The sequence below is a fragment of the Pseudoalteromonas luteoviolacea NCIMB 1944 genome, from assembly GCF_001625565.1.
Classification (GTDB): Bacteria; Pseudomonadota; Gammaproteobacteria; order Enterobacterales; family Alteromonadaceae; genus Pseudoalteromonas; species Pseudoalteromonas luteoviolacea_F.
The window spans coordinates 162,659-186,466 of the sequence record NZ_AUXS01000042.1 but is presented as its reverse complement, the minus strand read 5'-3'; the positions used below and the strand labels follow the sequence as shown (position 1 = coordinate 186,466).

Genomic DNA, 23,808 nt, shown 5'->3' with positions numbered 1-23,808 from the left:
TTTCTTTATGGCTTACACTTTTGCAATTAGTGTACGAGCAACAGTTCGCATACCCATTGTCGTCGCACCTGACGCCCACTGAGCACCCGCATTATTTTGGAAACAACCAGCTAAGTCTATATGCACCCAACCTTGCCCTTCATTTGGCACAAAGCGCGATAAGAAACCAGCGGCGTTAGACGCACCGCCAAAACCACCACCCTTTTGAGCTCGGCTATTTGCAGTGTCTGCATATGCAGAAGGACAGTTATTTTGGTGCCATTTTTCCAGTGGCAATGGCCAAGCAGCTTCAAACTCTTCGCTTGCGAACTGCTGAACCTCACTAACTAGCTCTTTATCAAGACCAAATAAAGCATTGTACTCTTGGCCTACAGCCATTAAAGCTGCACCAGTTAGTGTTGCTGCATCAATGATCAGAGGTGCACCGGTTTCACCAGCCGCCATCAAACCATCTGCCAGTACCAGACGACCTTCTGCATCCGTGTTCACGATCTCAACAGTCGTGCCATTTTTGTACGTTAAAATATCGCCCAGTTTATATGCATGACCTGAAATAAGGTTTTCCGCACAACATAAGAACAATTTAATGCGCTTTTCAATACCACGTTGAATTGCCAATGCAAGACCAGCAGTTACTGTTGCAGCACCGCCCATATCGCATTTCATGGTCAACATCCCTTCGCTCGGTTTGATTGAATAACCACCCGAGTCAAAAGTAATGCCTTTACCGACAAGCGCCGCGCTAACTGGCGCATCTTCGTCACCTGTTGGGTTAAAGTCTAACTCAAGTAGTACTGGCGCTCTTTCGCTACCACGGCCTACTTCATGGATCCCTATCCATTGGTGTTCTAGTAACGCATCGCCTTTGATAATTTGATAGCTGACGTGCTCTGGAGCTAAAGACTGAATAAATTCAGCTGCTTTACCCGCTAAGCTTTCTGGATAAATATCTTCAGCTGTGCCATTGATCATTTGGCGCATCCAAGTTGCGGATTGCTTCAACGCCTGTAACTCATTTAAATCTGATTGTGCGTTTTCAACAAAAGTAACTGGATCAAGTTGTTTAGGGCTAACAAAGCCCTGATAAAAGGCCCATTGAGATTCTGTACACCAAGCTTCGCCACTTAACGCTACCGCAGGGATCCCCTGTTGTGCTAGGCTACGAGCCGCTTTTTGAATATGCTTTAGGGTTTCTTGCTCAGCTAAATGAATGGTTGCACCTTGCTCATCAAAAGACAGCGATGCATTATTGCCCCAGTGTGCAGCTGGCGCTTGTTCACTTAAGCGAACAATAAATTTATCAGACATATAGGTTTTCACTCTTACGCTTGTAGTTGCTAGTCAGTGTACACTAGCAATCACAGAGCCCCAAAACGAATGCGACTAAACTATGAAATTTTCATCCCAACTTCAAAGCGCGACTTTGCTCAAGCGCTATAAACGATTTTTAGTCGACTTGCACAAAGAAGATGGTGAAACGTTTACCGTGCACTGTGCAAATACTGGCAAGATGACAGGGTGTGCCGACAGTGGTTTTAAAGCCTACTACTCGACCAGCAACAATAAGAAGCGCAAGTATGCACATTCACTTGAATTAACCGAAGATGGCCAAGGCCACCTCATTTGTGTCAATACTGGTGTGGCAAACAAAGTTGCCTATGAAGCGATTCAAGCCGGGGTCATTTCACAATTGAATGACTACGAAAATATCGCCAGCGAAGTAAAGTATGGCAATGAAAATAGCCGTATTGATATATTACTCTCATCACCTCAACAGCCAGATTGTTATGTTGAGGTCAAGTCGGTCACACTGTTAGAAGGTGACCAAGGCTATTTCCCTGACACAGAAACAACCAGAGGGCAAAAGCACCTCAGAGAGTTGATACATATAAAAAATAATCACCAACGCGCCGTGCTATTATTTATTGTTATGCACAACGGCATTGAATCGGTCAAAGCAGCTGAGCATATTGATAAAAAATATGCCCAATTATTGGCTGAGGCAAAAAGCGAAGGGGTTGAAATATATGCATATAAAGCACAAGTTACCCCTAACGAGGTCAAGGTTATTAAACAAGTATCTGTACTAGATACTTGAAAAAAAAAACTTCACCCTCATATATCTGCCGTTAAAACTTCAGTCCAACGGCTTGTTTTAGAACAGGGACGAAGCAAAAAGTGTTTGCTAAGGGTTGAAGATTTTGCTATTTATAGCCGCCGGCGTTAGCTGGGGTTGTTTATTAAGGATTTAGGAGAATGCTATGCCAGACCAGAAAAAACTAGGGTTATTGGCTCAGGCCGGTTTAGAACCTTACCAAGAAAAGCCGGGCGAAGAATACATGGGCGAGGCGCAGCTAGCTCATTTCAAAAAAATATTAGAAGCGTGGCGTAACGATCTTCGCAATGAAGTTGATCGCACCATGAACCACATGCAAGATGAAGCGGCAAATTTCCCTGATCCTGTCGACCGTGCAGCGCAAGAAGAAGAGTTCTCTCTTGAACTGCGTACACGTGACCGAGAGCGTAAGCTGATCAAGAAAATTGAAAAGACGCTACAGCTGATTGAAGAAGATGACTTCGGTTTCTGTAATTCATGTGGCATCGAGATTGGTATTCGTCGCTTAGAAGCACGTCCTACCGCAGATTTGTGCGTGGATTGTAAAACACTTGCTGAAATCAAAGAAAAACAGCAGGGTCGAGGTTAAACCCGAGTAAAAACCTGTATAAACCATAGGTTAAGCTCATCAGTTATGCAGACCCCACAAAAAAAAGGCCCAGAGCAGAATAATTTACATGCTCTGGGTGCGTCTTCAGTTTATCGCGGACGCTTTGCGCCCTCCCCGTCAGGACCACTGCATTTTGGTTCGTTAATTGCGGCACTTACCAGCTACCTTGATGCCAAAGCCAACCAAGGGCAATGGCTAGTTCGAATGGAAGACATTGACACACCACGTGTTGTAAGTGGTGCGGCAGATGCCATTTTAACCACCCTTGAAGCTTATGGCTTACACTGGGATGGTGACATAATTTACCAAAGCCAAAGGCATGAGTTATATCAAGAAGTGCTCCACTCACTGGCTTCAACCGGTGAAGTCTATGCGTGCGTCTGCACTCGTAAGCAAATCAAACAGCGTGGAGGCTTTTATGACAACCATTGCCGCACGACCAACCATGTTTTTGAAAACAATGCGTTACGCCTAAAGCAAAATTTCCCAATTCACCAGTTTGAAGATGCTCTACAGGGTCATATAGTCATACCCGATCAAGTCGCGCAAGAAGACTATATCGTAAAGCGCCGAGATGGTTTGTACGCCTATCAACTTGTCGTGGTTGTGGATGACATAGAACAGCAAATCAGCCATGTTGTGCGCGGTGCAGACCTACTTGAACCGACCGCAAGACAGCTTAGTCTGTTTCAACAACTTGCAAAAAAGCCACCACACTATATGCATGTTCCGCTCGCCGTCGCACAGCCAGGGTTCAAGTTATCCAAGCAAAACTATGCCCCAGCCATTGACAACAACGCTCCCCTACCCGCACTTAAAGCCGCACTGGCATTTTTGGGCTTCAATAAAATTGAACTACATCACATTGATGATGTAACTGAATTACTCACATGGGCGACAGCGGCATACCATGATGTACAGTTACCAAAAAACAAAGAAATTCAGGTCACTCAACTCAGCTCAACGGACTACCAATTCACACCGTTGTAACCCCGAGCATTACGTTCCAAATACTGCTAAATAAAACCCAGAATGAAGTACCCAGTATCGTGAAGATATATTGAGATTGGTTATTGATGTTATGAAAATAACTCGATGTAACAAAGTTACAATTCGTAGAGCGTTAATTGGTTGAAAATTTAATCGCTAATTCACGTCTGAAACTTCAATTTCAGTACATTTGAGTATATGATAGCGAGCCTTATGATCTCGCCTACACTTTAGAAAAAATAAAGCGCAGTGCGAGCAAAAAATATCTGTACAAATGATGCTGCGGGTGGGGACTCAAAGTAGTAGGAGAGTGGTTATTATTTCTAAAATATTCAAGTTGTGTAGGCAAATTGTTGGCGCCAAGCAAACTAAGGGGATAGTTGAGGCAAAATTAACACCTCAAATTATTCCGCGTAGTGAGCACAATATCTCACGAAAACAATTTAGCCCCAATGCAATCAAAGTGTTATATCGATTAAAAGATGGCGGCTATGACGCTTACCTTGTCGGTGGTTGTATTCGGGATATTTTGTTAGGGATTGAGCCAAAAGACTTTGACGTTGTCACAAACGCAACACCTGAAGAAGTTAAACGCCTATTTAGAAATTGTCGACTTATTGGTCGTCGCTTCAGACTTGCCCACATCGTATTTGGGCGTGAAGTTATTGAAGTTGCGACAATGCGCGGCCACCACCTATCGAATGGTGAAGATGATCCGACAAGTAAGGCAAGCGAACAGGGGCAGTTACTGCGCGATAACGTCTACGGCACCATCGAAGAAGATGCTCAGCGCAGAGACTTCTCAATCAACGCGTTATATTACTCAGTCAATGATTTTGGTGTACGCGATTTTGCTGGCGGCATTGAAGCCATCAAGGCAAGGCGTATTGAGCTAATCGGTGATCCAGAAACCCGTTATCGTGAAGATCCAGTGCGTATGCTACGTGCGGTTCGCTTTGCTACCAAGTTAGATATGGAGATTGCGCCTGCAACGCTCACACCTATCACTGAGTTATCACCGCTGCTTGGGAATATCCCACCGGCAAGATTGTTTGAAGAAACCCTCAAGCTGTTTTTAGGTGGTAAAGCAGAAGCTAACTTTTTAATGCTCAGAGAGTTAGGCCTATTCAAACAGCTGTTTCCAACTCTTGAAGAAATTTTGGCGCAAGAGGACAGTGAGTTTGAAAGACGTTTTATCCAGCAAATGTTTGCTAACACAGATGCTCGCATAAATAACAATAAAAAAGTGACGCCTGCGTTTATTTACGCCGCCTTACTTTGGTTCCCATTGCGCAAACGCGCCGCATTGTTAGAACAGCAGGGCATTTCAGAATACGATGCGTTTATGCAAGCCATCAGTCAGGTATTAAGCGAAAATGCACAACGTGTTGCTGTTCCAAAACGGTTTACACTGGGTGCCCGCGATATTTGGCATATTCAGCAACGTTTAGATAGACGCAGTGGCCAGCGAGCTTACCGTTTGAGTCTTCAACCCAAGTTTAAAGCCTCATATGACTTTTTACTATTACGTGTTGAAAGTGGTGAATCCGACCAACAGCCGCTCGCTGATTGGTGGACAGAATACCTTAAACAAGATGTCGGCGGGCAAAAAGAAATGGTCAAAAACCTTGGCCAAAAAGATCGTCCAAAACGCCGTTACCGTAATAAGTCTCGTAGAAAGCCAAAGCAAGATTCATGAATATAGTGTATATCGGGCTTGGGGCGAATTTAGTCGATCCCCAAGCACAGTTAATTCAGGCTGTAAATGCCTTAAACACGCACCCAGACTTTAACGATCTGGTTGTATCGAGTTTTTATAGTTCAAAACCTATGGGCCCACAGGACCAGCCAGATTATGTTAACGCAGTGGCTAGGTTTTCAACATCGCTTAAACCCGAAGCACTGTTAGACCAGCTTCAAGAGATTGAATTGCGCCAAGGCAGAGTACGTAAAGACGAACGTTGGGGCCCCAGAACACTGGACTTAGATATCCTTTTGTTTAACGAAGAAACCATTGCCACTGAACGTTTAACAGTACCTCATTACGGCCTATGTGACAGAGAATTTGTGGTATTCCCATTGATGGAAATAGCACCTCAACTTCAATTACCCGATGGAACAACACTTAAAAGTGTGGCTGATAAATTGCCAAAAAATGGCTTAACAGCGCTGCCTAACACAGATACAAAGGAGACACATTAATGGCAAAAGTTTCGGTTTCAACCTTGGCAAAGAAGAAACAACAAGGTGAAAAAATCACAGCATTAACGGCGTACGATGCCAGCTTTGCGAAGCTTTTTTATGACAATGGCGTTGATGTGGTTTTAGTTGGTGACTCATTGGGCATGGTATTGCAAGGTGCCGATGACACACTCGGCGTAACTACTGAAGAGATTGCCTACCACACTCGCAGTGTAAGAGCTGGCAGTAGAGAACTGTTTGTCGTCGCTGATATGCCATTTATGAGTTACTCAAACCCGGCACAAGCCTGCGAAAATGCTGCAAAACTTATGCGCAGCGGTGCTAATATGGTCAAACTGGAAGGTGGTACTTGGCTAGCAGAGTCAATTAAACTGCTTACACAGCAAGGGATCCCTGTGTGTGGTCACTTAGGTCTCACACCTCAGTCAGTACACGTCTTTGGCGGCTTCAAGATACAAGGTCGCGAGGAGCAGCAAGCATTGCAAATGATTGCCGATGCACAGGCCCTTGAATCTGCTGGTGCACAGATGTTGGTTATTGAGTGTATCCCTTCCGATCTGGCTAAACGTATAACTGAAGCGGTCAATATTCCTGTTATTGGCATTGGCGCAGGTAAAGAAGTGGATGGTCAAATCCTAGTTATGCACGATCTAGTTGGTATTTCTGCTGGCTACATTCCGAAATTTTCTAAAAACTTTTTAGCAGAAACCGGCAATATGCAAGACGCTGTTAAAAAGTTCTGTGACGATGTTAAATCAGGCGCATTTCCAAGTTCAGAACACGAGTTTAACTAATGCAATCAATCACCGAAATAAAGTCATTACGCAGTCAAATTAAAGCTTGGCGTCAGCAAGGACACAGTATTGCCTTTGTGCCTACAATGGGCAATCTGCACCAAGGTCATTTTTCTTTAGTTGAAAAGGCCAAGACGCTGGCAGATAAAGTCGTAGTCAGCATTTTTGTTAACCCAATGCAATTTGGTAAAAATGAAGATTTAGATAGCTACCCGCGTACGCTTGTTCAAGACAAACAAGGGCTTGCAGAGCTTGGGACTGATATTGTGTTCACACCCAGTGTTGAAACAATTTACCCAAATGGACTAGCGACGCAAAGCTTTGTCGATGTACCCGGTGTATCTGAAGGTTATTGCGGCGGTGCGCGTGAAGGACATTTCAGGGGGGTTGCCACTGTGGTAACTAAGCTGTTTAACTTAGTCCAACCTGACTTTGCTTGTTTTGGTGAAAAAGACTACCAGCAGTTGCAAGTTATCAAAACCATGGTGCACGACTTGTCTATGCCAATTGAAATTATTGGCGTACCAACACAAAGGGAAGTGACAGGTCTGGCTATGAGTTCGCGTAACGGCTACTTGTCAGAACAAGAAAAAGACGTCGCTAAAGTACTTTACAAAGTATTATCACAAACGGCTGCCGCACTGAAATCGGGCGTCCGTCAATTTGATAATTTGGAAAGTGAAGCTAAATCTGAGCTAGAGCAAGCAGGCCTCAAACCAGACTACTTTTCGATTGCACATAGAGATACACTCAAGCCCGCGCAGCAAAGCGATGAGCACTTTGTCGTATTAGCAGCTGCATTTTTAGGCAGTGTAAGGTTAATAGATAATATACAAGTTGTTAATTAACCTAAGAGATAAAAAAGCGCCTGTTAAGGGCGTTTTTTTGTGCCCGTGAGGTATTTGTTATCAATGTAATACCAAGAAAAGCCGTAATAATACCGCCCTTTCCCCACTGTTCATTGTAAATATATGCTAAGTTTAACATTGTACTAGAACATTAAAATCGTACATTTTACTCTCTATCTGCAAAATAATAGGAATGACTATGAGATTTGCGCTGCCACTGGTTTTGGTTACTTTAGTCGCTTGTAGTAACCAACAAAATTCACCTGAGCTCACCCAATGTGCTCAACAAAACTTTCAGTGTGAACAAAACTGCTCACTTAGCTCTACCGAACAGACCATGACAAGACAGATATGCAGCGGTGAATGCATTGAGCGTTATAATACCTGCAAAGCGCAAGTTGAAGAGCTAACGAAAATACGCACCGCACAATACTGATAAATTAAATCTAACTCAGCCCTGAGTTGTTAATATGTATAAATAAAAAAGCCGCTCATACGAGCGGCTTTTTCTTTATGTTTAATGAGTTATAGAAGACCTAGCTTCTTAAGCTCACGGCTTGCCATTCTGTTTGTCAGTGGCACATAACCGTCTTTTTCTACAATTTTCTGACCTTCTTTAGATAGTACCATCTTCAAGAATTCTGCTTCGATTGGAGAAAGAGGCTTATTTGGGTGCTTATTCACGTAAACGTATAGGAAACGAGATAGCGGATATCTACCAGCAGCTACGTTTTCTAACGTTGCATCGACAAAGTTTTCGCCTTTCTTAGTCAGTGGTACAGTACGTACACCTGATGTCTTATAACCGATACCTGAGTAACCGATTGCATTCACAGATGAAGAGATAGACTGTACAACAGATGCAGAACCTGGCTGCTCGTTTACGTTGTTTCTGAAGTCACCTTTACACAGTGCTTTTTTCTTGAAGTAACCGTATGTACCTGACACTGAGTTACGGCCATAAAGCTGAATGTCTTTTGCTGCCCAATCGCCATTTAGGCCAACATCACTCCAACGATTAACTTGCTTGTCACCACCACACTTACGTGTAGAAGAGAAAATAGAGTCAACTTGGTCAATGCGAAGACCTTTAATTGGGTTGTCTTTATGTACGAATACAGCCAAAGCATCGATCGCAACGCGTACTTCAGTTGGCTTGTAACCATAGCGCTTTTCAAACGCTTCGATTTCTTTCGACTTCATCTTACGGCTCATTGGGCCAAAGTTTGCTGTCGCTTCAGTTAAAGCAGGAGGCGCAGTTGAAGAACCAGCTGCTTGGATCTGAATATTTACGTTAGGGTAAATACGCTTGTACTCTTCAGCCCAAAACGTCATCATGTTTGCAAGTGTATCTGAACCCACAGATGAAAAGTTACCTGAGATACCGCTGGTTTTGTTGTACTCTGGTAGTTGTTTGTCAAGTGCAGCCACTTGCGTTGATACCAATGTTGTTACAGCCACACCCATTGCGGCAACTAAGCTTTTAAATTTCATTTGGGTCACTCCAATTGTTCTTCCCATTTGATTACTGAGACTCATTGTGCGCTCAGCAAATTACAATAAAATTACCATTAAATGACACTTTTATGACTATCAGAGACTGTCATAAAAATGCGTTTTTCCTTTGGAAAAGAGAAAGAAAAGCACGACCCTTCACCCAATTTACTCGAGATCTCCAAATTCGAGTCATGTCGACTCAATACATGTTTAGTGATCGCCAGCCCAAGACCTGAACCGCCTGTTTTGCGACTTCGCGCCTTATCAACACGATAAAAACGCTCGGTCAAGCGATTAATATGCTCTGACGCGATACCGTCACCGTTGTCGGTAACAGAAAATGCTGGACGCTCACCGTCTAAGCTCCATGTGACCACAATTTTGCCATTGGGCTTGGTGTAGTGAATGGCATTAAAGACCAAATTAGAAAATGCACTACGCAGCTCATCAATACACCCCTTAATATCCAATGTTTCATCAACATTAAATTCAATCTCGTGGTGTTTATCTTGATTTAGCGAACGTGCTTCTGTGTGGATCAATTGCAGCATTCCTGGCACATTAACCGCTTTATCGTTAGCTTGGTCTCTATCTCCTTCAATTCTCGATAAAGATAACAGTTGATTGACCAAGCTGTCCATACGCTTACACTGCTCGATCATTGTCAACTGTGCTTTTTGCCAGATCGCCGGAGGTGGCACCTGATCCCCTTCCATCATTTCGAGGTAACCAGTTACCACAGTGAGTGGTGTACGCAATTCATGAGATACATTGGCAACAAAATCTTTGCGCATTTGCTCCAATTTCTTTAATCGTGATATATCTCGCACCACCATCATCAATTGCTCTGCATACGGCATAACACGAAACTCTAATACGCGTTCTGCGTTATGACCACTTTCAAGTTCTAATGGATCGGTGAAGTCATGATCTTGCATGTATTTAACGAATTTAGGATCGCGGATCAAGTTATCTAAACGTTGACCATGATCTGTCGGCCATTGCAAACCTAAGATCTTAAGTGCCAACTGGTTACACCAAATAATACTGAGATCCTGCTGCATCACGATAACGGCATCGGGAACCGCTTCTGCACCTTCACGAAAACGGCGGATCAATGCTGCGAGTTCATTACGCTTTTTGCGATTGCGATGCTGAAGATGATAGATCCCTTCAAAAATTTGCTCCCACGCGCCGGATCCTTCTGGCGGATTAAAGCTACGCTGGTTGATCAACCAGTCGCTCAGCTTATACAGTTGTTTAAAATGCCAAAAAAGTAGAACTGAGGCGCCCAAAAATAACAATACAAATGGTGCACCAAGTAAAATACCGATGAGGGTAAGAGGCAGAAAATACAAAAACAGGCGTTTTAGCAACGCCTGTTTATCAATCACTCTATACATATAAAATGATCCTAAAGATTAAGCGCTAGGATAACGCTACCACAGCGCACTTATTAATGCTTTATACTTTACTAGAAAAACGATAGCCTGCGCCACGCACAGTTTGCACTAGCCTGTCATGTCCAAGAGGTGCAATCGCTTTTCTTAGGCGTCGAATATGTACGTCTACCGTACGGTCCTCAACATACACGTTCGTGCCCCATACGTGGTCAAGCAGTTGTTCACGGCTATATACACGCTCTGGGTGAGTCATAAAGAAATGTAGCAACCTAAACTCGGTTGGCCCCATTTCAAGTTCATTCCCCGCAGACGTAACACGATGCGAAATAGGATCAAGCCTTAAGCCGTGAACTTCTATCGCTTCTTCTAAAGAAGTTGGCGACACTCGACGCATCACTGCTTTTATTCTTGCCATGAGCTCTTTTGGTGAAAAAGGCTTAGTCACGTAGTCATCTGCACCTACTTCTAATCCTTTAACCTTGTCTTCCTCTTCACCACGCGCTGTTAGCATGATGATAGGGATCTGACGAGTATACTCACTTTGCTTAAACTTTTTCGCAATTTGGATACCGCTACCACCAGGTAACATCCAATCCAGGAGCACCATATCTGGGTATGGCTCTACCATGGCTGCAATCGCTGAATCATAGTCTTCAGCTTCAATTGCTTGAAAGCCATTCTGTTCTAACACAAACACCAACATTTCTCTTATTGGTGCTTCGTCATCAACTACTAGTACTCTACGTGACATTCCCATTTATCTCTTACGTTACCGAAGTCGGTTTCATTATTATGACTAAGTATGACAGTTTTATGAAAGGTTACCCGATAATATAACCTTAATTCATTTCTCTAGAACACAGTTTCAATGAGTTAGAACTCATTTGTTCCTAATTTATCAGCAAATAGCGTGATTTAGCATCGAATAAACAGGTTTATTTGCGATCTTGGTTTCAATTAAAAAATTATTAAGATCATGTAATCCAGCACGGATCATTATTTTTCTAAGTGACAGCACACGAGATCACTATCTTACTTAGAGGATCATTTTGGGATCACTATTATACCTACTATGATCGCACGTTCCCCTATAAACTACATGTAAGTCATTGATCTTTTGGTCCACATATCTCACATTCTGATCAAAGCACCCACTAAATTACGATCACAACACGAACTTGCTAGTAAAAATCTGATCCCTAAACACTGATGTTGGTAAACTTGTGATCCGACATTGCGCAACTTGGTAGAAAACTGATCCCAACAAGAGATCTATCAATTATCACTGACCGTCTAGCACCAAAGTACACTCAGTGTGACCACCGGCGTAAAACAAACACCCATAAAAAAAGCCCCTATTGGGGCTTAGTTATTTAAAATTAGTATCTTATTTTACTTTTGGAGCAAGCTCACCAGATAGGTATTTCACATGCATGTCATCTAGTGAAATTGGCTTGATCTTAGATGCTTGACCAGCTGTACCAAACGCTTCGTAACGTGCAATACAGATCTCTGTCATCGCTTTAGTCGCTTCCGCTAGGTATTTACGAGGATCAAAGTTAGCAGGATTGTGTGCTAAGTGGCGACGAATAGCACCAGTTGCAGCCAAACGTAGATCCGTGTCGATATTTACTTTACGAACACCGTGTTTGATCCCTTCAACGATCTGCTCTACTGGCACACCGTAAGTTTCTGGGATTTCACCGCCAAACTCATTAATCACAGCAAGCCACTCTTGAGGTACAGATGAAGAGCCGTGCATTACTAAGTGTGTATCCGGAATACGTGCGTGGATCTCTTTGATTCGGTTGATTGCAAGGATATCGCCCGTAGGTGGACGAGTAAATTTGTATGCACCGTGTGACGTGCCACAAGCGATAGCTAATGCGTCAACACCCGTTTTCTTGACGAAATCAGCCGCTTCTTCTGGGTCTGTAAGAAGCTGATCTTGCGTCAATTTACCAACAGCACCGATACCATCTTCTTCACCCGCTTCGCCAGTTTCAAGCGAGCCTAAAACACCTAGCTCACCTTCAACAGATACACCACAGGCATGGGCCATTTCAACTGTGCGGCGTGTTACATCAACATTGTACTCATACGTTGACGGTGTTTTACCATCATCAAGTAATGAACCATCCATCATCACTGATGAAAAACCTAATTGAATCGAGCGTTGACAAACCGCCGGAGATGTACCGTGATCTTGGTGCATAACAACAGGGATATGTGGCCACTCTTCAACAGCAGCTAAAATCATATGGCGAATAAATGGTGCACCAGCATAGGCTCTTGCACCCGCAGAACCTTGTACAATTACTGGGCTGTTTGTTTTGTCAGCCGCTTCCATAATTGCGCGCATTTGCTCTTGGTTATTCACATTAAAGGCAGGAACGCCGTATCCATTCTCAGCCGCATGATCGAGAAGTTGACGCATACTGATTAAAGCCATATTGCTTTTCTCCAATTTTTGATAGCTCTTGGCTATCTATTTGAACGGGGTAGATTTAGTTTGGTTGGATCACAACCTCTATTAACCTAAACAAAGAGTGAGAGAGTGTTTAAATTAATAGCTGGAGGCCAAAGGCCCCCACAAATTTTTATGCTTTTGCTCTTTGCTCTAGCATATCAACCGCTGGTAATTTTTTGCCTTCTAAAAACTCTAAGAAAGCACCACCGCCAGTTGAGATATACGATATTTCATCGCCAACACCATATTTATCAATCGCTGCTAACGTGTCACCGCCACCAGCAATTGAAAATGCTTTTGACTTAGCAATCGCATGTGCAATGGCTTCTGTACCATTACCAAATTGATCAAATTCAAAGACACCAACTGGGCCATTCCAAACCACAGTGCCAGCTTGCTCAATAATTTTCGCCAGCTCAATTGCTGTATTTGGACCAATGTCGAAAATCATGTCATCGCTTTCAACTTCAGACGCATCTTTGATCACTGCAACGGCTGTTTCAGAGAATTCCTTACCAACAACAACATCGGTTGGCACTGGAATTGCGCCATCGTTCGCTTCAGCTGCAGCACTTAGCTTTTGCGCTTCAGGAATTAACTCTTCTTCATACAAAGATTTGCCTACAGGGCTACCTGACGCCGCGATAAATGTATTTGCAATACCACCACCAGTAACAAGTTGATCGACAACCGTTGAAAGTGAATCTAATACAGTTAGTTTAGTTGACACTTTTGAGCCACCTACAATTGCCACTAATGGGCGAGCAGGGTTATCAAGCGCTTTACCAAGAGCATCAAGCTCCGCAGCCAGTAATGGTCCTGCACATGCTACATCGGCGAATAAGCCAACACCATGCGTTGACGCTTGCGCGCGGTGAGCTGTACCAAACGCATCCATTACATAAATATCACACAGTGCAGCTAACTGCTTAGAAAGTGCTTCGTCGTTTTTCTTTTCACCTTTATTAAAGCGTACATTTTCAAAAACAACCACTTCGTTATCAGCAACTTCAACACCATCTAGGTAATCTGTGACTAATCTGACGTTTTGTTCAAGTACTTCATTTAGATAATCAACAACTGGCTGAAGTGAATACTGAGCATCGTATTCCCCTTCCGTTGGGCGACCTAGATGAGACATAACCATTACTTTGGCGCCTTTTTCCAGTGCCAATTTAATGGTTGGCAACGATGCTCTGATACGTGCGTCAGACGTTACTTTTCCGTCTTTCACTGGCACGTTCAAATCTTCACGAATAAGCACGCGTTTGCCGTTTAAATCTAAATCCGCCATCTTGATGACTGACATGGACATCTCCTTAAAAGAACGATACTAAAATTAAGAGGCTTTGATCATTGCCATTGCGGTGTCGAGCATGCGGTTTGCGAAACCCCACTCGTTATCACACCAAACTAACACCTTCACCAAGCGTTTATGGCTCACTCGGGTCTGGGTGCCATCAATAATACTGGAGTGTGGATCATGATTAAAATCAACCGAAACCAAAGGCTCTTCGGTGTAATCTAGGATTCCATGTAGCCTGCCAGAGGCAGCTTGTTCCAATACTTGATTAACTTGTTCCAATGTGACATCGCTTTGCAACGACACACTTAAGTCCATTGCAGTCACATTAATTGTAGGTACTCTGACAGCGATTGCTTCAAAGCGACCATGAAATTTAGGTAATATTCGCTCAATACCACGCGCTAGCTTGGTATCAACAGGTATAATAGACTGGCTTGCTGCGCGCGTTCTTCGCAAATCTTTATGATATGCGTCAATCACTTGCTGGTCATGCATCGACGCATGAATAGTGGTAATCGCACCAGACTCAATACCAAAAGCATCATCTAATACTTTAATGACAGGAACAATACAGTTCGTTGTACATGAACCATTTGACACAATTGTATGCGCAGCGCGTAAATTATCTTCGTTAATACCGTAGACAATTGTCTCATCTACATCGGCATCTGCTGGGTGCGAAAATAGAACTTTTTTTGCCCCTGCGGCCAAGTGTGCTTCTGCATGTTGCCTCGAGTGATACACGCCAGTGCACTCCAACACAACGTCAATATCTAATGCATGCCAGGGTAAATGACTCGGGTCTTGCTCGTTAAAAATTTGAATTTGTTGTTCGGCAACTTCTAGATAGGGCTTATTAAGAGTTACGGGAAAAGAAAAACGACCATGTGATGTGTCATATTTCATTAAATGTGCGATCCCTTCCGGATCTGCCAACTCATTAATAGCGACGATTTGAAATTCGTTGTGGCGCCCAGACTCAAAGAGGGCTCGGACAATATTGCGACCTATGCGACCAAAACCATTGATTGCCAGTTTGATTGTCATTAACTAGAAGACCCATTTTTTAAATGCAAAAAGAAGTGACCAAGACTCCTTTGTAAAGATGGCGCTATTGTAATCGACCTTGAACAAATGTGTAAGTGATAAGCAAAAATTTTTCTTTATATGAGGTAAATTGCCAAAAAACCGATGTGGGCTACTTACTCAACATACCAAATTGCGCAGTTTTATTACCCCTTGCCTATCTAAATGACTCACTTGTGCCAACAACAGTTCAGCTGTCGCGAGCGCGTCACTGAGTGCATTGTGGTTTTGATAAGTCGGTAGACCATAGCGACGTCTGCATGCTGCTAAAGTCAGCTGATCTTGAGCCAAATATGTTTGACTACGCAACAGCTTATTTTTTTCAATTTTCAGTGTATCAATGATATGTACCGGCGTTACATTCACACCATATTGATTCATATATTTCTGTAAAAATCCCCAATCAAGGGATGCGTTGTGACACACCAGTGACTTGGACGCCAACTCCGCCCCCAAAGCTCTGATAATCTGTTCAAGACGCTCGCCGCTTTGTGCTAACTGATGCTCACCTATACCATGATACACAGGGCTTTGGGCAAGCTGCTTTACATCACTGTTTAATTTATGTTGCACCTGCTGAAGTTCGATCCGGCCATTTTTGATCAACACCCAAGCAATCGATACGATTTCATGTGAGTTGGGGTCAAGCCCGGTTAACTCTAAGTCCACAACTAAAAGTTCACTATTTAGCCACAACGCACTTTCAGTGCGCTGAAAAAGCTGAGGTAGTCGCCATTTCATTGCGCTATAAACTTCCACGAGCAAACTTAAATACACACGCCTGCTGAGCTTGCTTTATCAAATGAAATGCTTCTTTTAGTTGATGGCGTTCAAGTGAACTTAAGTGTTCAGGGTTAATGCAATTTGGAGGTAAATCAGGGGCCTCTATTTGAATTTTAAAACGCAACTGAGTTAAAAATCGCCAGCAGTCTTGTAAATTGTATATGTCCTCTTTACTGAGCACGCCAAAATCTTTTAGTGCAGCCAAGCGCATTTGAGTGTTGGCTTTGTTAATGCCACACTTGAGCGCGTAGAGACGCACTAGATCGTTCACAATTGCTACGCCCCTTATTTTTAAATCCAAATATCGGTGCTTGTGTTTATCTTGCTCCAATTTAAACTGCATAAACAAGCCGATAGGCACACTATTGGTGCTGATATCCGTTGCCATAGCGGCAAAAAATAGTTCTTGTTGTTGCAATGCCCTCAGCCCCGTATTAAGACTTTGATACAACGCTTGTTCACCATAAATAAAACGCCTATCAAAAAATATTTTACTGTTTAACATGGCTTGAGGCGTTGGTGTATGTACCCACTGCTCATAGCGCAATACCCACTCGTCAACCGTTCCTCGACACTGAGCATTGCTCGCCATAATGCCACCTGGGCAGGCTTTGATGCCACAACTGATAAGATGCCCAGACACGTATGCCCCCAAACGCGCAAAGTAGTCTCGTTGATGGTCCAAAATGGCATTGGAAAAAACCAATCCATTGTCCTGATCTGAGTGTAATGTCTGCTCTTCTCGCGCTTGTGAGCCAAAGCAGATCCAGCAAAAACTACATGGCGGTTCACCTGCTTGTTGAATGAATAACTCTGTCAAACGACTCATCAACGCATCCGTTAAACCGCTGAGCAAAGTCCCAATAAATGAGATATCTTCAACGGTATTGGAAAAGCCGCGTAACAATGCTGGGATTTCCATCGCTAAACGGATCACTTCCTGATGACTGTGGGCTTTGTAAATTTGCCCAATCAATTGCACAGGATCATGTTTTTGTTGTCGCAGCAGATCCGTGCTGGTCACCATACCCAACGGCACGCGTTCTTCATTGAGTACAGGGAGGTGATGAATATTGTGCTTGAGCATCAAATGTAGCGCAGAGAACGCGCGATTATTCTCAAAAATAAACTTGGGGTTTGGAGTCATGATTTGCGCAACACTGGCGCTCGGAGCAAGTTCGGCTGCCAAAACTCGATTGCGCAAGTCGCGATCGGTTATAATTCCAGACAGCTCGCCTTTTTCAGTGACTATCACCGATGACACACCTGCTTTTTGCATTAATTTAGCTGCATCGACTATGCGCGCATGGGGCTCAATGGTCACAGCCGATTTCCCCATCAAAGCAGATACCTTATGTTCAGGCCAAGCCCGTCCACGCTCTTGATAGTGGCTTGATAATAAGCGCTTTTTGTGCGCTCGAACAAAATGTTGTTCAAACTTTTGGTATTCTCTTCGCAAAAAGTCAAAGTCTTGTTGTGGTAACAAAAAGACCAATCCACTGGTTTGCACCTCCAGGTGGTTTTTTATCTCTTCTCCAGTTAACAGTGATGGATAGCCAAAGTAGTCCCCTTCCCCCAACCGAGTTACCACCTCACCTACGGTATTGACTAAATCAAACACACCAGAGCGAATTAGGTATAAATATTTGTCTGTGGATGCCAGTAACTCTGACTGATTCAGTGACGTGATATAAACCACCTTGGCGTGATTTACATAAAAATGTGCACATGAAGGGGGCAGTTCACTGAAGGGCAATTGCTTTGTCACAAAGTCCAAAACATCAACTACAGGCGAAACACTCTGAGAATGTGTCATTTTTGCTCCCTAAAAAGACACTAGCCCAGCAAACTGCTGGGCTAGTTTTTCCTCATTACTTTTAGTGTGCGTGCGCCGCACTTGAACCTTTAGGATTACGGATCCCATCGACCATGCGTTTTACTTCTTCTGGCGTCTCTGCTGTAAGCTTCATAACAACAGCCGCAACACCAAAGTTAACCAGCATACCTATGATACCTATCCCCTCCGGTGAAATACCAAATAACCAATTTGCCGGCGCGTTCAGCTCTGGGCTAACAAACTTAAAGTAAATAATGTACGCCGCCGTGAAGCCTATACCTGAAATCATACCGGCAATTGCACCTTCCTTATTCATGCGTTTCGAGAAGATCCCCATGATAATTGCAGGGAAGAAACTCGCCGCAGCTAAGCCAAAGGCAAACGCGACCACCGAGGCGACAAACCCAGGCGGATTTATGCCAAAGTAAGCTGAGATCCCAATTGCCACCATTGCAGCGAGCCGTGCGGCCATTAATTCTTGTTTATCGCTGATATCCGGTTTAAGTGTGCGTTTGAGCAAATCATGAGACACAGACGTCGAAATAACCAATAATAATCCCGCCGTCGTTGACAGTGCCGCAGCGATACCACCAGCGGCAACGAGTGCAATAACCCAAGCTGGCAAATCGGCAATTTCAGGGTTGGCAAGTACCATAATATCGCGGTCAATTTTTACTTCGTTGGCACTGGCTGGATCATCGATTTTGCCAGCTGAATAGAACATCTTGCCGTCGCCATTTTTATCATTGAATGTGATAAGGCCTGTTCTTTCCCAATTTTTAACCCACTGTGGCGCTTCAGCATACGCTGTACCACTGCCATCTTTACCATTAATGGTGTCGATCATGTTCACTCGAGCAAACGATGCAACCGCTGGTGCTGTGGTATAAACAATCGCTATAAACACCAAAGTCCATGCAGCTGAAATACGCGTGTCTTTTACTTTAGGTACAGTAAAAAAGCGCACAATTACGTGCGGTAAACCAGCAGTACCGACCATCAGGGCTGCGGTGATTGCAAACACATCAATCATGCTCTTCGAGCCCTCGGTATACTGCGCGAAGCCGAGCTCTGTACTGAGTCCGTCGAGTTTATCGAGTAAGTAAGTATTTGAGCCGTCAGCTAATGTCGCACCAAACCCTGTTTGGGGTAGCAAATGCCCTGTCATCATCATAGAGATAAAAATTGCAGGCACTAGATAGGCAAAAACTAACACACAATATTGCGCAACCTGTGTATAGGTGATCCCTTTCATACCACCTAAAACGGCATAGAAGAAAACAATCACCATGCCAATATACACACCCGTTTCAATATCGACTTCTAAAAAGCGCGAGAATACGACACCTACGCCACGCATTTGCCCGGCAATATAGGTAAAGCAGATAAAGATGGCACATAAAATAGCGACCACACGCGCAACCTGCGAATAATATCTATCGCCAATAAAATCAGGCACAGTGAATTTGCCGAACTTGCGTAAATAAGGTGCCAGACACAATGCGAGTAGTACGTAGCCTCCAGTCCACCCCATCAGGTATACACCACCATCATACCCTGCAAAGGAAATGATACCCGCCATTGAAATAAACGATGCCGCACTCATCCAATCGGCAGCCGTCGCCATGCCATTGGCTAACGGTGGTACGCCGCCGCCAGCAACGTAGAACTCATTGGTTGATCCTGCTCGAGCCCAAATAGCGATACCGATATAAAGGGCAAAACTCAGCCCAACAATTAAAAATGTAAACGTTTGAACATCCATTATGTTGCTCCTTACTCATCTACGCCGTATTTTTTATCAAGCGCACCCATTTTCGATACGTAGACAAAAATCAAAGCAACAAATGTATAAATTGCGCCTTGTTGTGAAAACCAAAAGCCCAACTTAAACCCAAAAAAACGTACTTCATTTAATACGTCTACAAACAAGATGCCACACCCAAATGACACCACAAACCAAACTGCTAATAGCTTAAACATCAAGGCTAGATTTTCTGACCAATATGCTTTTGCTTGTTCTTCACTTTTAAAGGCCATGATTAACTCCCCGTTTAACGCAAACTGTATGAATGCGTTGGTATGAATTGACCCTTTGACTTTAGCAACGGCTTGTCACGATTGAATTGAGACCTTAGTCGTAAACACATTTTGACGTTTACGTAAACTGCGAATTAAAGCAACTTGAACAAAATTAATAGTCTTAATAATCAGACGGTTAGATAAATTTGTATTTCTGAGCATTCAGAATAATTAACAATTCGTACGGTATAAGACATTAGTCTAATTAGCACAATAAAGTATGCGCTTTAAGACTGAAGCGACGTATTATATTTCCAGCAAGGGCACTCTGGCTTATTCCAGCTAAGCCAGATAAGATTACCCCTCAAACCGTTCATCGAATTTAATAATATTATCAATAACATCAACTAGGACTTACGATGACAGCTGCGCTTATTCTGGTCGCTTTAAGTTATATTGGCCTGCTCTTTTGGCTCGCCAATTGGGGAGATAAACATACGCCGTTGGCACAAAAGATAAGCCATCACCCCTTTGTTTATGCGCTAGCTTTAGGGATCTACTGCACCTCTTGGACCTACTATGGTTCAGTTGGCACTGCCGCAGCCAGTAGTTGGCACTTCTTCCCAATTTTACTTGGACCCATGCTGCTGTTTATATTCGGCCATGGCTTTTTACGTAAAATGATATTGGTAAGTAAAAAACAAAATATAACGACAATCTCAGATTTTATCAGTGCGCGCTATGGCAAGCGGCAAATGACCGCAGTTATGGTCACGCTTATCGCACTGCTAGCAACTATTCCCTATATTGCTTTGCAGTTAAAAGCGCTTGCAAATAGCTTTGAACTTCTGCGTCAAAATGACGATGTATCTGGTGCAACTTTAGCACTCATCGGCACCTTAATGATGGCACTATTCGCCATATTTTTCGGTGCTAGAAAGGTCGATGTCACGGAATATCGCTCTGGGTTGATGTTAGCCATCGCATTTGAATCTTTGGTTAAACTCTTGGCCCTCGTTGCAGTGGCGTACATTTCATTGCAAGCATTACTTATGCAAACCCAGACCCAATCAATTTGGCATCATTGGCAAACCTTTAATTTTGCGGATTTCAATTTTATCGGTCAAACACTCATGGCTGGCGCAGCAATTATTTGCCTGCCCAGACAATTTCACGTCACAGTGGTCGACAACCAAAATAGTAACCATCTCAATACCGCGAGGTGGGCTTTCCCTTTATATTTACTGCTGATAGCCCTGATGATCATTCCCATTGCCAGCGCGGCGATTCATCCACAGATAGGGCAGAATATTGCGGCTGATAGCTTTGTCTTAGGTCTGCCACTGAGCTTTGACTACCCTGTTATGTCGACATTTGTCTTCATAGGCGGGCTTTCCGCAGCCACCGCCATGATAATTGTTGCGACTTTGACACTCAGTACCATGCTATCTAACGATATTGTCTTACCCTTACTCCTAAAAAGACGCTTTAAAAAGAGTTTATTAACCAATAACTACAAATCCCAGATCTTATTGGTCAGACGCTTTATTATTGGCGCTATCTTATTGCTCGCTTATCTTTATCAGCAATGGATCGGTCATGGTGCGGCGCTGGCGAGTATGGGCTTGGTTGCTTTCTCTCTGGTTACTCAATTACTTCCTGCCATTGTCGGCGGTTTATACTGGCGCAAGGGTCATGCTTATGGCGTCTACGCAGGCTTGCTTGCCGGACTTATCTGTTGGGCGTTGTTTATGTTATTGCCCATCGTATCGTCACCTGAGTTACTCGATTATCAAACTCAACAGACAATTGTCACCAGAGGTACCTTACTCGCTTTGCTGGCAAACATCAGCTGCTACATTAGCTTTTCTCTAGGAGCCCATGAACGACTGATTGATAAACTACAAGCGACCGCATTTGTCAGACCTAAAGAACAAGCGGCACTGGCCAAAAAGCTAAACAAAGAAGTCAAAGCAACGGTCTATGACTTTAAAGTGTTACTACAGACATTTTTGGGTATTCAAAGGAGCCAACAACTGCTTGGGCACTATGCACTCAATGAAGACATAGATGAAAACAATGCATCGCCAACCCCTGATTTTATAAGTTTTTGTGAACGCGCTTTGACAGGGGTACTTGGTGCATCTTCAGCTCAGGCCCTGATCCATGCAGTTTCTTCCGGAAAACAAATGGCATTCGAAGAAGTTGTCACCTTTTTCGACGAAACCACACAAGCTTTGCAGTTTAATCAAAATTTACTGTTTACCTCTTTGGAGAATCTCAGCCATGGTATATCCGTTGTCGATCGGGACCTCAAATTGGTTGCTTGGAACAAGCGCTACAATGAAATGTTTGAATACCCACAGGGTTACCTCCAAGTTGGTCAAGACATTGAAGAAATAATTCGCTATAACGCCCAGCGAGGTGAATGTGGTCCTGGCGCACTTGAAAAGCTGGTTGAAAAACGCGTTCAACACTTGAGAAATGGGACTCCTCACCACTATATTCGCCACAGGGAAAATGGGCAGGTTTTTGAAATGACAGGTAACCCCTTACCGGGAGGCGGGTTTGTTACCAGCTTTTCGGACATTACCATGCACATGGCAACACAAAATGCGCTTGAAGAAATTAACATGGACTTGGAAAATCGCATCGAGGCTAGAATGCTGGAGATACGCGCCATAAACCAAGACTTGAAAGCACAGATAGCCACACGAGAAAAAATAGAGCAAGACTTAGTTGCCGCCAAAAAAGAAGCTGAACGCGCCAATGATAGTAAAACGCGCTTTTTAGCCCTTGCAAGTCACGATATCTTGCAACCACTCAATGCCGCACGACTATACCTTGGAGCCATCAACGAACAACAGCTTCCCGAAACAGAGCAAAGCAATTTGAGCAAGCTTGGAGACAGCTTAGACTCTACTGTACATCTCATGTCATCGCTCCTTGATATTGCCAAACTCGAACAAGGTGCGATGCAACCAACACCCAAACACTTTAATTTGAGTGACATCCTTAATCCACTTGCAAACGAATATGCCCTGATCTGCCAAGACAAAGGACTGACACTCAAAGTGCGTAATATCAACCACGTTGTACACGGTGATATCACCTACTTACGTCGTGTCATTCAAAACTTAGTTTCTAATGCAGTGAAGTATACTGACTTAGGCGCGGTATTGATCGCTTGTAGAAAACGCGGCCATAGCTTGCGTATTGAAGTTTGGGATACCGGCCCGGGTATTTCCCCCTACGAACAAGAAAAGATATTTAATGACTTTTACCGTATTGAGGCAGGTGACAATCGCGGTGTTGGTTTGGGTCTTGGGGTCGTAAAACGCTTGTGTGATTTAATGAGTATTCCTCTCACAATGCATTCTAAGCTGACTAAAGGCAGTCGCTTCTTCATTGAAGTCCCCCTTGGTGAGCAACAACAAGTACAAACCGTTGATGCAGTTGGACACAGTGACAATAAACGAAAGCTAACGGTGATGGCCGTAGATGATGATCCAAATAACCTAGCAGCCATGTCCAGCCTGCTGGTTAAATGGCAACTGCAACACACATTATTTTCTCAGGTTGACGAAGCTCTGGACTACGCGAAAAATAATAAAGCACCAGACATACTGTTAATTGACTACCAGCTCGGATCGCACTGTGACGGTGTCACTTTAATAAAAACACTCAGAGAGGTTTGGCAACATGATATTCCTGCCGTGCTCATCACTGCTGTGCGAGATCAAGCGCTTAAAACTCAAGTAAAAGCACAGCAAATCCATTATCTAACAAAGCCATTGAAACCAGCTAAACTCAAGGCCCTGCTTAATCATTCCCAATGATTAAG

The 23,808-nt window shown here is 43.6% G+C and carries 20 protein-coding genes; 9 read left to right on the top strand and 11 right to left on the bottom strand.

Features of this window, described 5'->3' with window-relative positions; translation table 11 throughout:
• Nucleotides 1-12: 12 nt before the first annotated feature.
• Complete coding sequence (pepB, locus tag N483_RS16205) at nt 13-1,308, bottom strand: aminopeptidase PepB (RefSeq protein ID WP_023399807.1); 1,296 nt, start codon at nt 1,306-1,308, stop codon at nt 13-15.
• 82 nt (nt 1,309-1,390) lie between these two features.
• Here pepB and sfsA point away from each other — a divergent pair, with 82 nt between their 5' ends.
• From sfsA to N483_RS16165, 8 genes are all read left to right on the top strand, one after another.
• Nucleotides 1,391-2,098 carry a DNA/RNA nuclease SfsA gene (gene sfsA, locus N483_RS16200; RefSeq protein ID WP_023399806.1) on the top strand — a complete coding sequence of 236 codons (708 nt, stop codon included), beginning with the start codon at nt 1,391-1,393 and terminating at the stop codon, nt 2,096-2,098.
• 163 nt (nt 2,099-2,261) lie between these two features.
• Complete coding sequence (gene dksA / locus N483_RS16195; RefSeq protein WP_023399805.1) at nt 2,262-2,705, top strand: RNA polymerase-binding protein DksA; 444 nt, start codon at nt 2,262-2,264, stop codon at nt 2,703-2,705.
• Nucleotides 2,706-2,750: 45 nt separating this feature from the next.
• Nucleotides 2,751-3,716: a tRNA glutamyl-Q(34) synthetase GluQRS gene (gene gluQRS / locus N483_RS16190; protein WP_023399804.1), complete on the top strand. Its 966-nt coding sequence runs from the start codon at nt 2,751-2,753 to the stop codon at nt 3,714-3,716.
• 277 nt (nt 3,717-3,993) lie between these two features.
• On the top strand, nt 3,994-5,415 hold the full coding sequence (pcnB, locus tag N483_RS16185; RefSeq protein WP_080672613.1) for a polynucleotide adenylyltransferase PcnB: 1,422 nt from the start codon (nt 3,994-3,996) through the stop codon (nt 5,413-5,415).
• On the top strand, nt 5,412-5,918 hold the full coding sequence (folK, locus tag N483_RS16180) for a 2-amino-4-hydroxy-6-hydroxymethyldihydropteridine diphosphokinase (RefSeq protein ID WP_023399802.1): 507 nt from the start codon (nt 5,412-5,414) through the stop codon (nt 5,916-5,918). The genes pcnB and folK overlap by 4 nt, the downstream gene beginning before the upstream one ends.
• Nucleotides 5,918-6,712 carry a 3-methyl-2-oxobutanoate hydroxymethyltransferase gene (gene panB, locus N483_RS16175; protein ID WP_023399801.1) on the top strand — a complete coding sequence of 265 codons (795 nt, stop codon included), beginning with the start codon at nt 5,918-5,920 and terminating at the stop codon, nt 6,710-6,712. The genes folK and panB overlap by 1 nt, the downstream gene beginning before the upstream one ends.
• Nucleotides 6,712-7,560, top strand: a complete 849-nt coding sequence (gene panC / locus N483_RS16170; protein ID WP_023399800.1) for a pantoate--beta-alanine ligase — start codon at nt 6,712-6,714, stop codon at nt 7,558-7,560. The genes panB and panC overlap by 1 nt, the downstream gene beginning before the upstream one ends.
• Nucleotides 7,561-7,759: 199 nt before the next feature.
• Nucleotides 7,760-7,996, top strand: a complete 237-nt coding sequence (locus N483_RS16165) for a hypothetical protein (protein ID WP_023399799.1) — start codon at nt 7,760-7,762, stop codon at nt 7,994-7,996.
• 89 nt (nt 7,997-8,085) lie between these two features.
• Here the strand turns inward: N483_RS16165 and N483_RS16160 are convergent, their stop codons facing one another.
• The 10 genes from N483_RS16160 to N483_RS16115 all read right to left on the bottom strand — a co-directional run bounded on the left by N483_RS16160 (nt 8,086) and on the right by N483_RS16115 (nt 19,982).
• A complete protein-coding gene (locus N483_RS16160; RefSeq protein WP_036976419.1) occupies nt 8,086-9,054 on the bottom strand; it encodes a PstS family phosphate ABC transporter substrate-binding protein in 969 nt (322 codons plus the stop codon).
• Nucleotides 9,055-9,131: 77 nt separating this feature from the next.
• Entirely contained in the window at nt 9,132-10,460 is a 1,329-nt protein-coding gene (gene phoR / locus N483_RS16155) for a phosphate regulon sensor histidine kinase PhoR (protein WP_023399797.1), read from the bottom strand.
• Between the two features lie 61 nt (nt 10,461-10,521).
• Nucleotides 10,522-11,211: a phosphate regulon transcriptional regulator PhoB gene (phoB, locus tag N483_RS16150; RefSeq protein ID WP_023399796.1), complete on the bottom strand. Its 690-nt coding sequence runs from the start codon at nt 11,209-11,211 to the stop codon at nt 10,522-10,524.
• Between the two features lie 636 nt (nt 11,212-11,847).
• Nucleotides 11,848-12,912, bottom strand: coding sequence for a class II fructose-bisphosphate aldolase (gene fba / locus N483_RS16145; protein WP_023399795.1), 1,065 nt, complete (start codon nt 12,910-12,912; stop codon nt 11,848-11,850).
• Nucleotides 12,913-13,060: 148 nt separating this feature from the next.
• Nucleotides 13,061-14,239 (bottom strand): phosphoglycerate kinase, encoded by a 1,179-nt coding sequence (locus tag N483_RS16140; protein WP_023399794.1) that lies wholly within the window; start codon nt 14,237-14,239, stop codon nt 13,061-13,063.
• A gap of 30 nt (nt 14,240-14,269) precedes the next feature.
• Nucleotides 14,270-15,283, bottom strand: coding sequence for an erythrose-4-phosphate dehydrogenase (gene epd, locus N483_RS16135; RefSeq protein ID WP_023399793.1), 1,014 nt, complete (start codon nt 15,281-15,283; stop codon nt 14,270-14,272).
• Nucleotides 15,284-15,442: 159 nt separating this feature from the next.
• Nucleotides 15,443-16,063, bottom strand: a complete 621-nt coding sequence (locus N483_RS16130; protein ID WP_036976477.1) for a 3'-5' exonuclease — start codon at nt 16,061-16,063, stop codon at nt 15,443-15,445.
• A gap of 4 nt (nt 16,064-16,067) precedes the next feature.
• Nucleotides 16,068-17,921: a DUF294 nucleotidyltransferase-like domain-containing protein gene (locus N483_RS16125; RefSeq protein WP_023399791.1), complete on the bottom strand. Its 1,854-nt coding sequence runs from the start codon at nt 17,919-17,921 to the stop codon at nt 16,068-16,070.
• A gap of 61 nt (nt 17,922-17,982) precedes the next feature.
• The gene (locus N483_RS16120) at nt 17,983-19,707 is read right to left on the bottom strand and encodes a sodium:solute symporter family protein (protein WP_023399790.1); all 1,725 of its coding nucleotides are present in this window, start codon (nt 19,705-19,707) and stop codon (nt 17,983-17,985) included.
• 11 nt (nt 19,708-19,718) lie between these two features.
• Entirely contained in the window at nt 19,719-19,982 is a 264-nt protein-coding gene (locus tag N483_RS16115) for a DUF4212 domain-containing protein (protein WP_023399789.1), read from the bottom strand.
• Nucleotides 19,983-20,383: 401 nt separating this feature from the next.
• On the opposite strand from N483_RS16115, the gene N483_RS16110 reads away from it, so the two are divergent.
• Nucleotides 20,384-23,803: a PAS-domain containing protein gene (locus N483_RS16110; RefSeq protein WP_023399788.1), complete on the top strand. Its 3,420-nt coding sequence runs from the start codon at nt 20,384-20,386 to the stop codon at nt 23,801-23,803.
• Nucleotides 23,804-23,808: the final 5 nt, after the last annotated feature.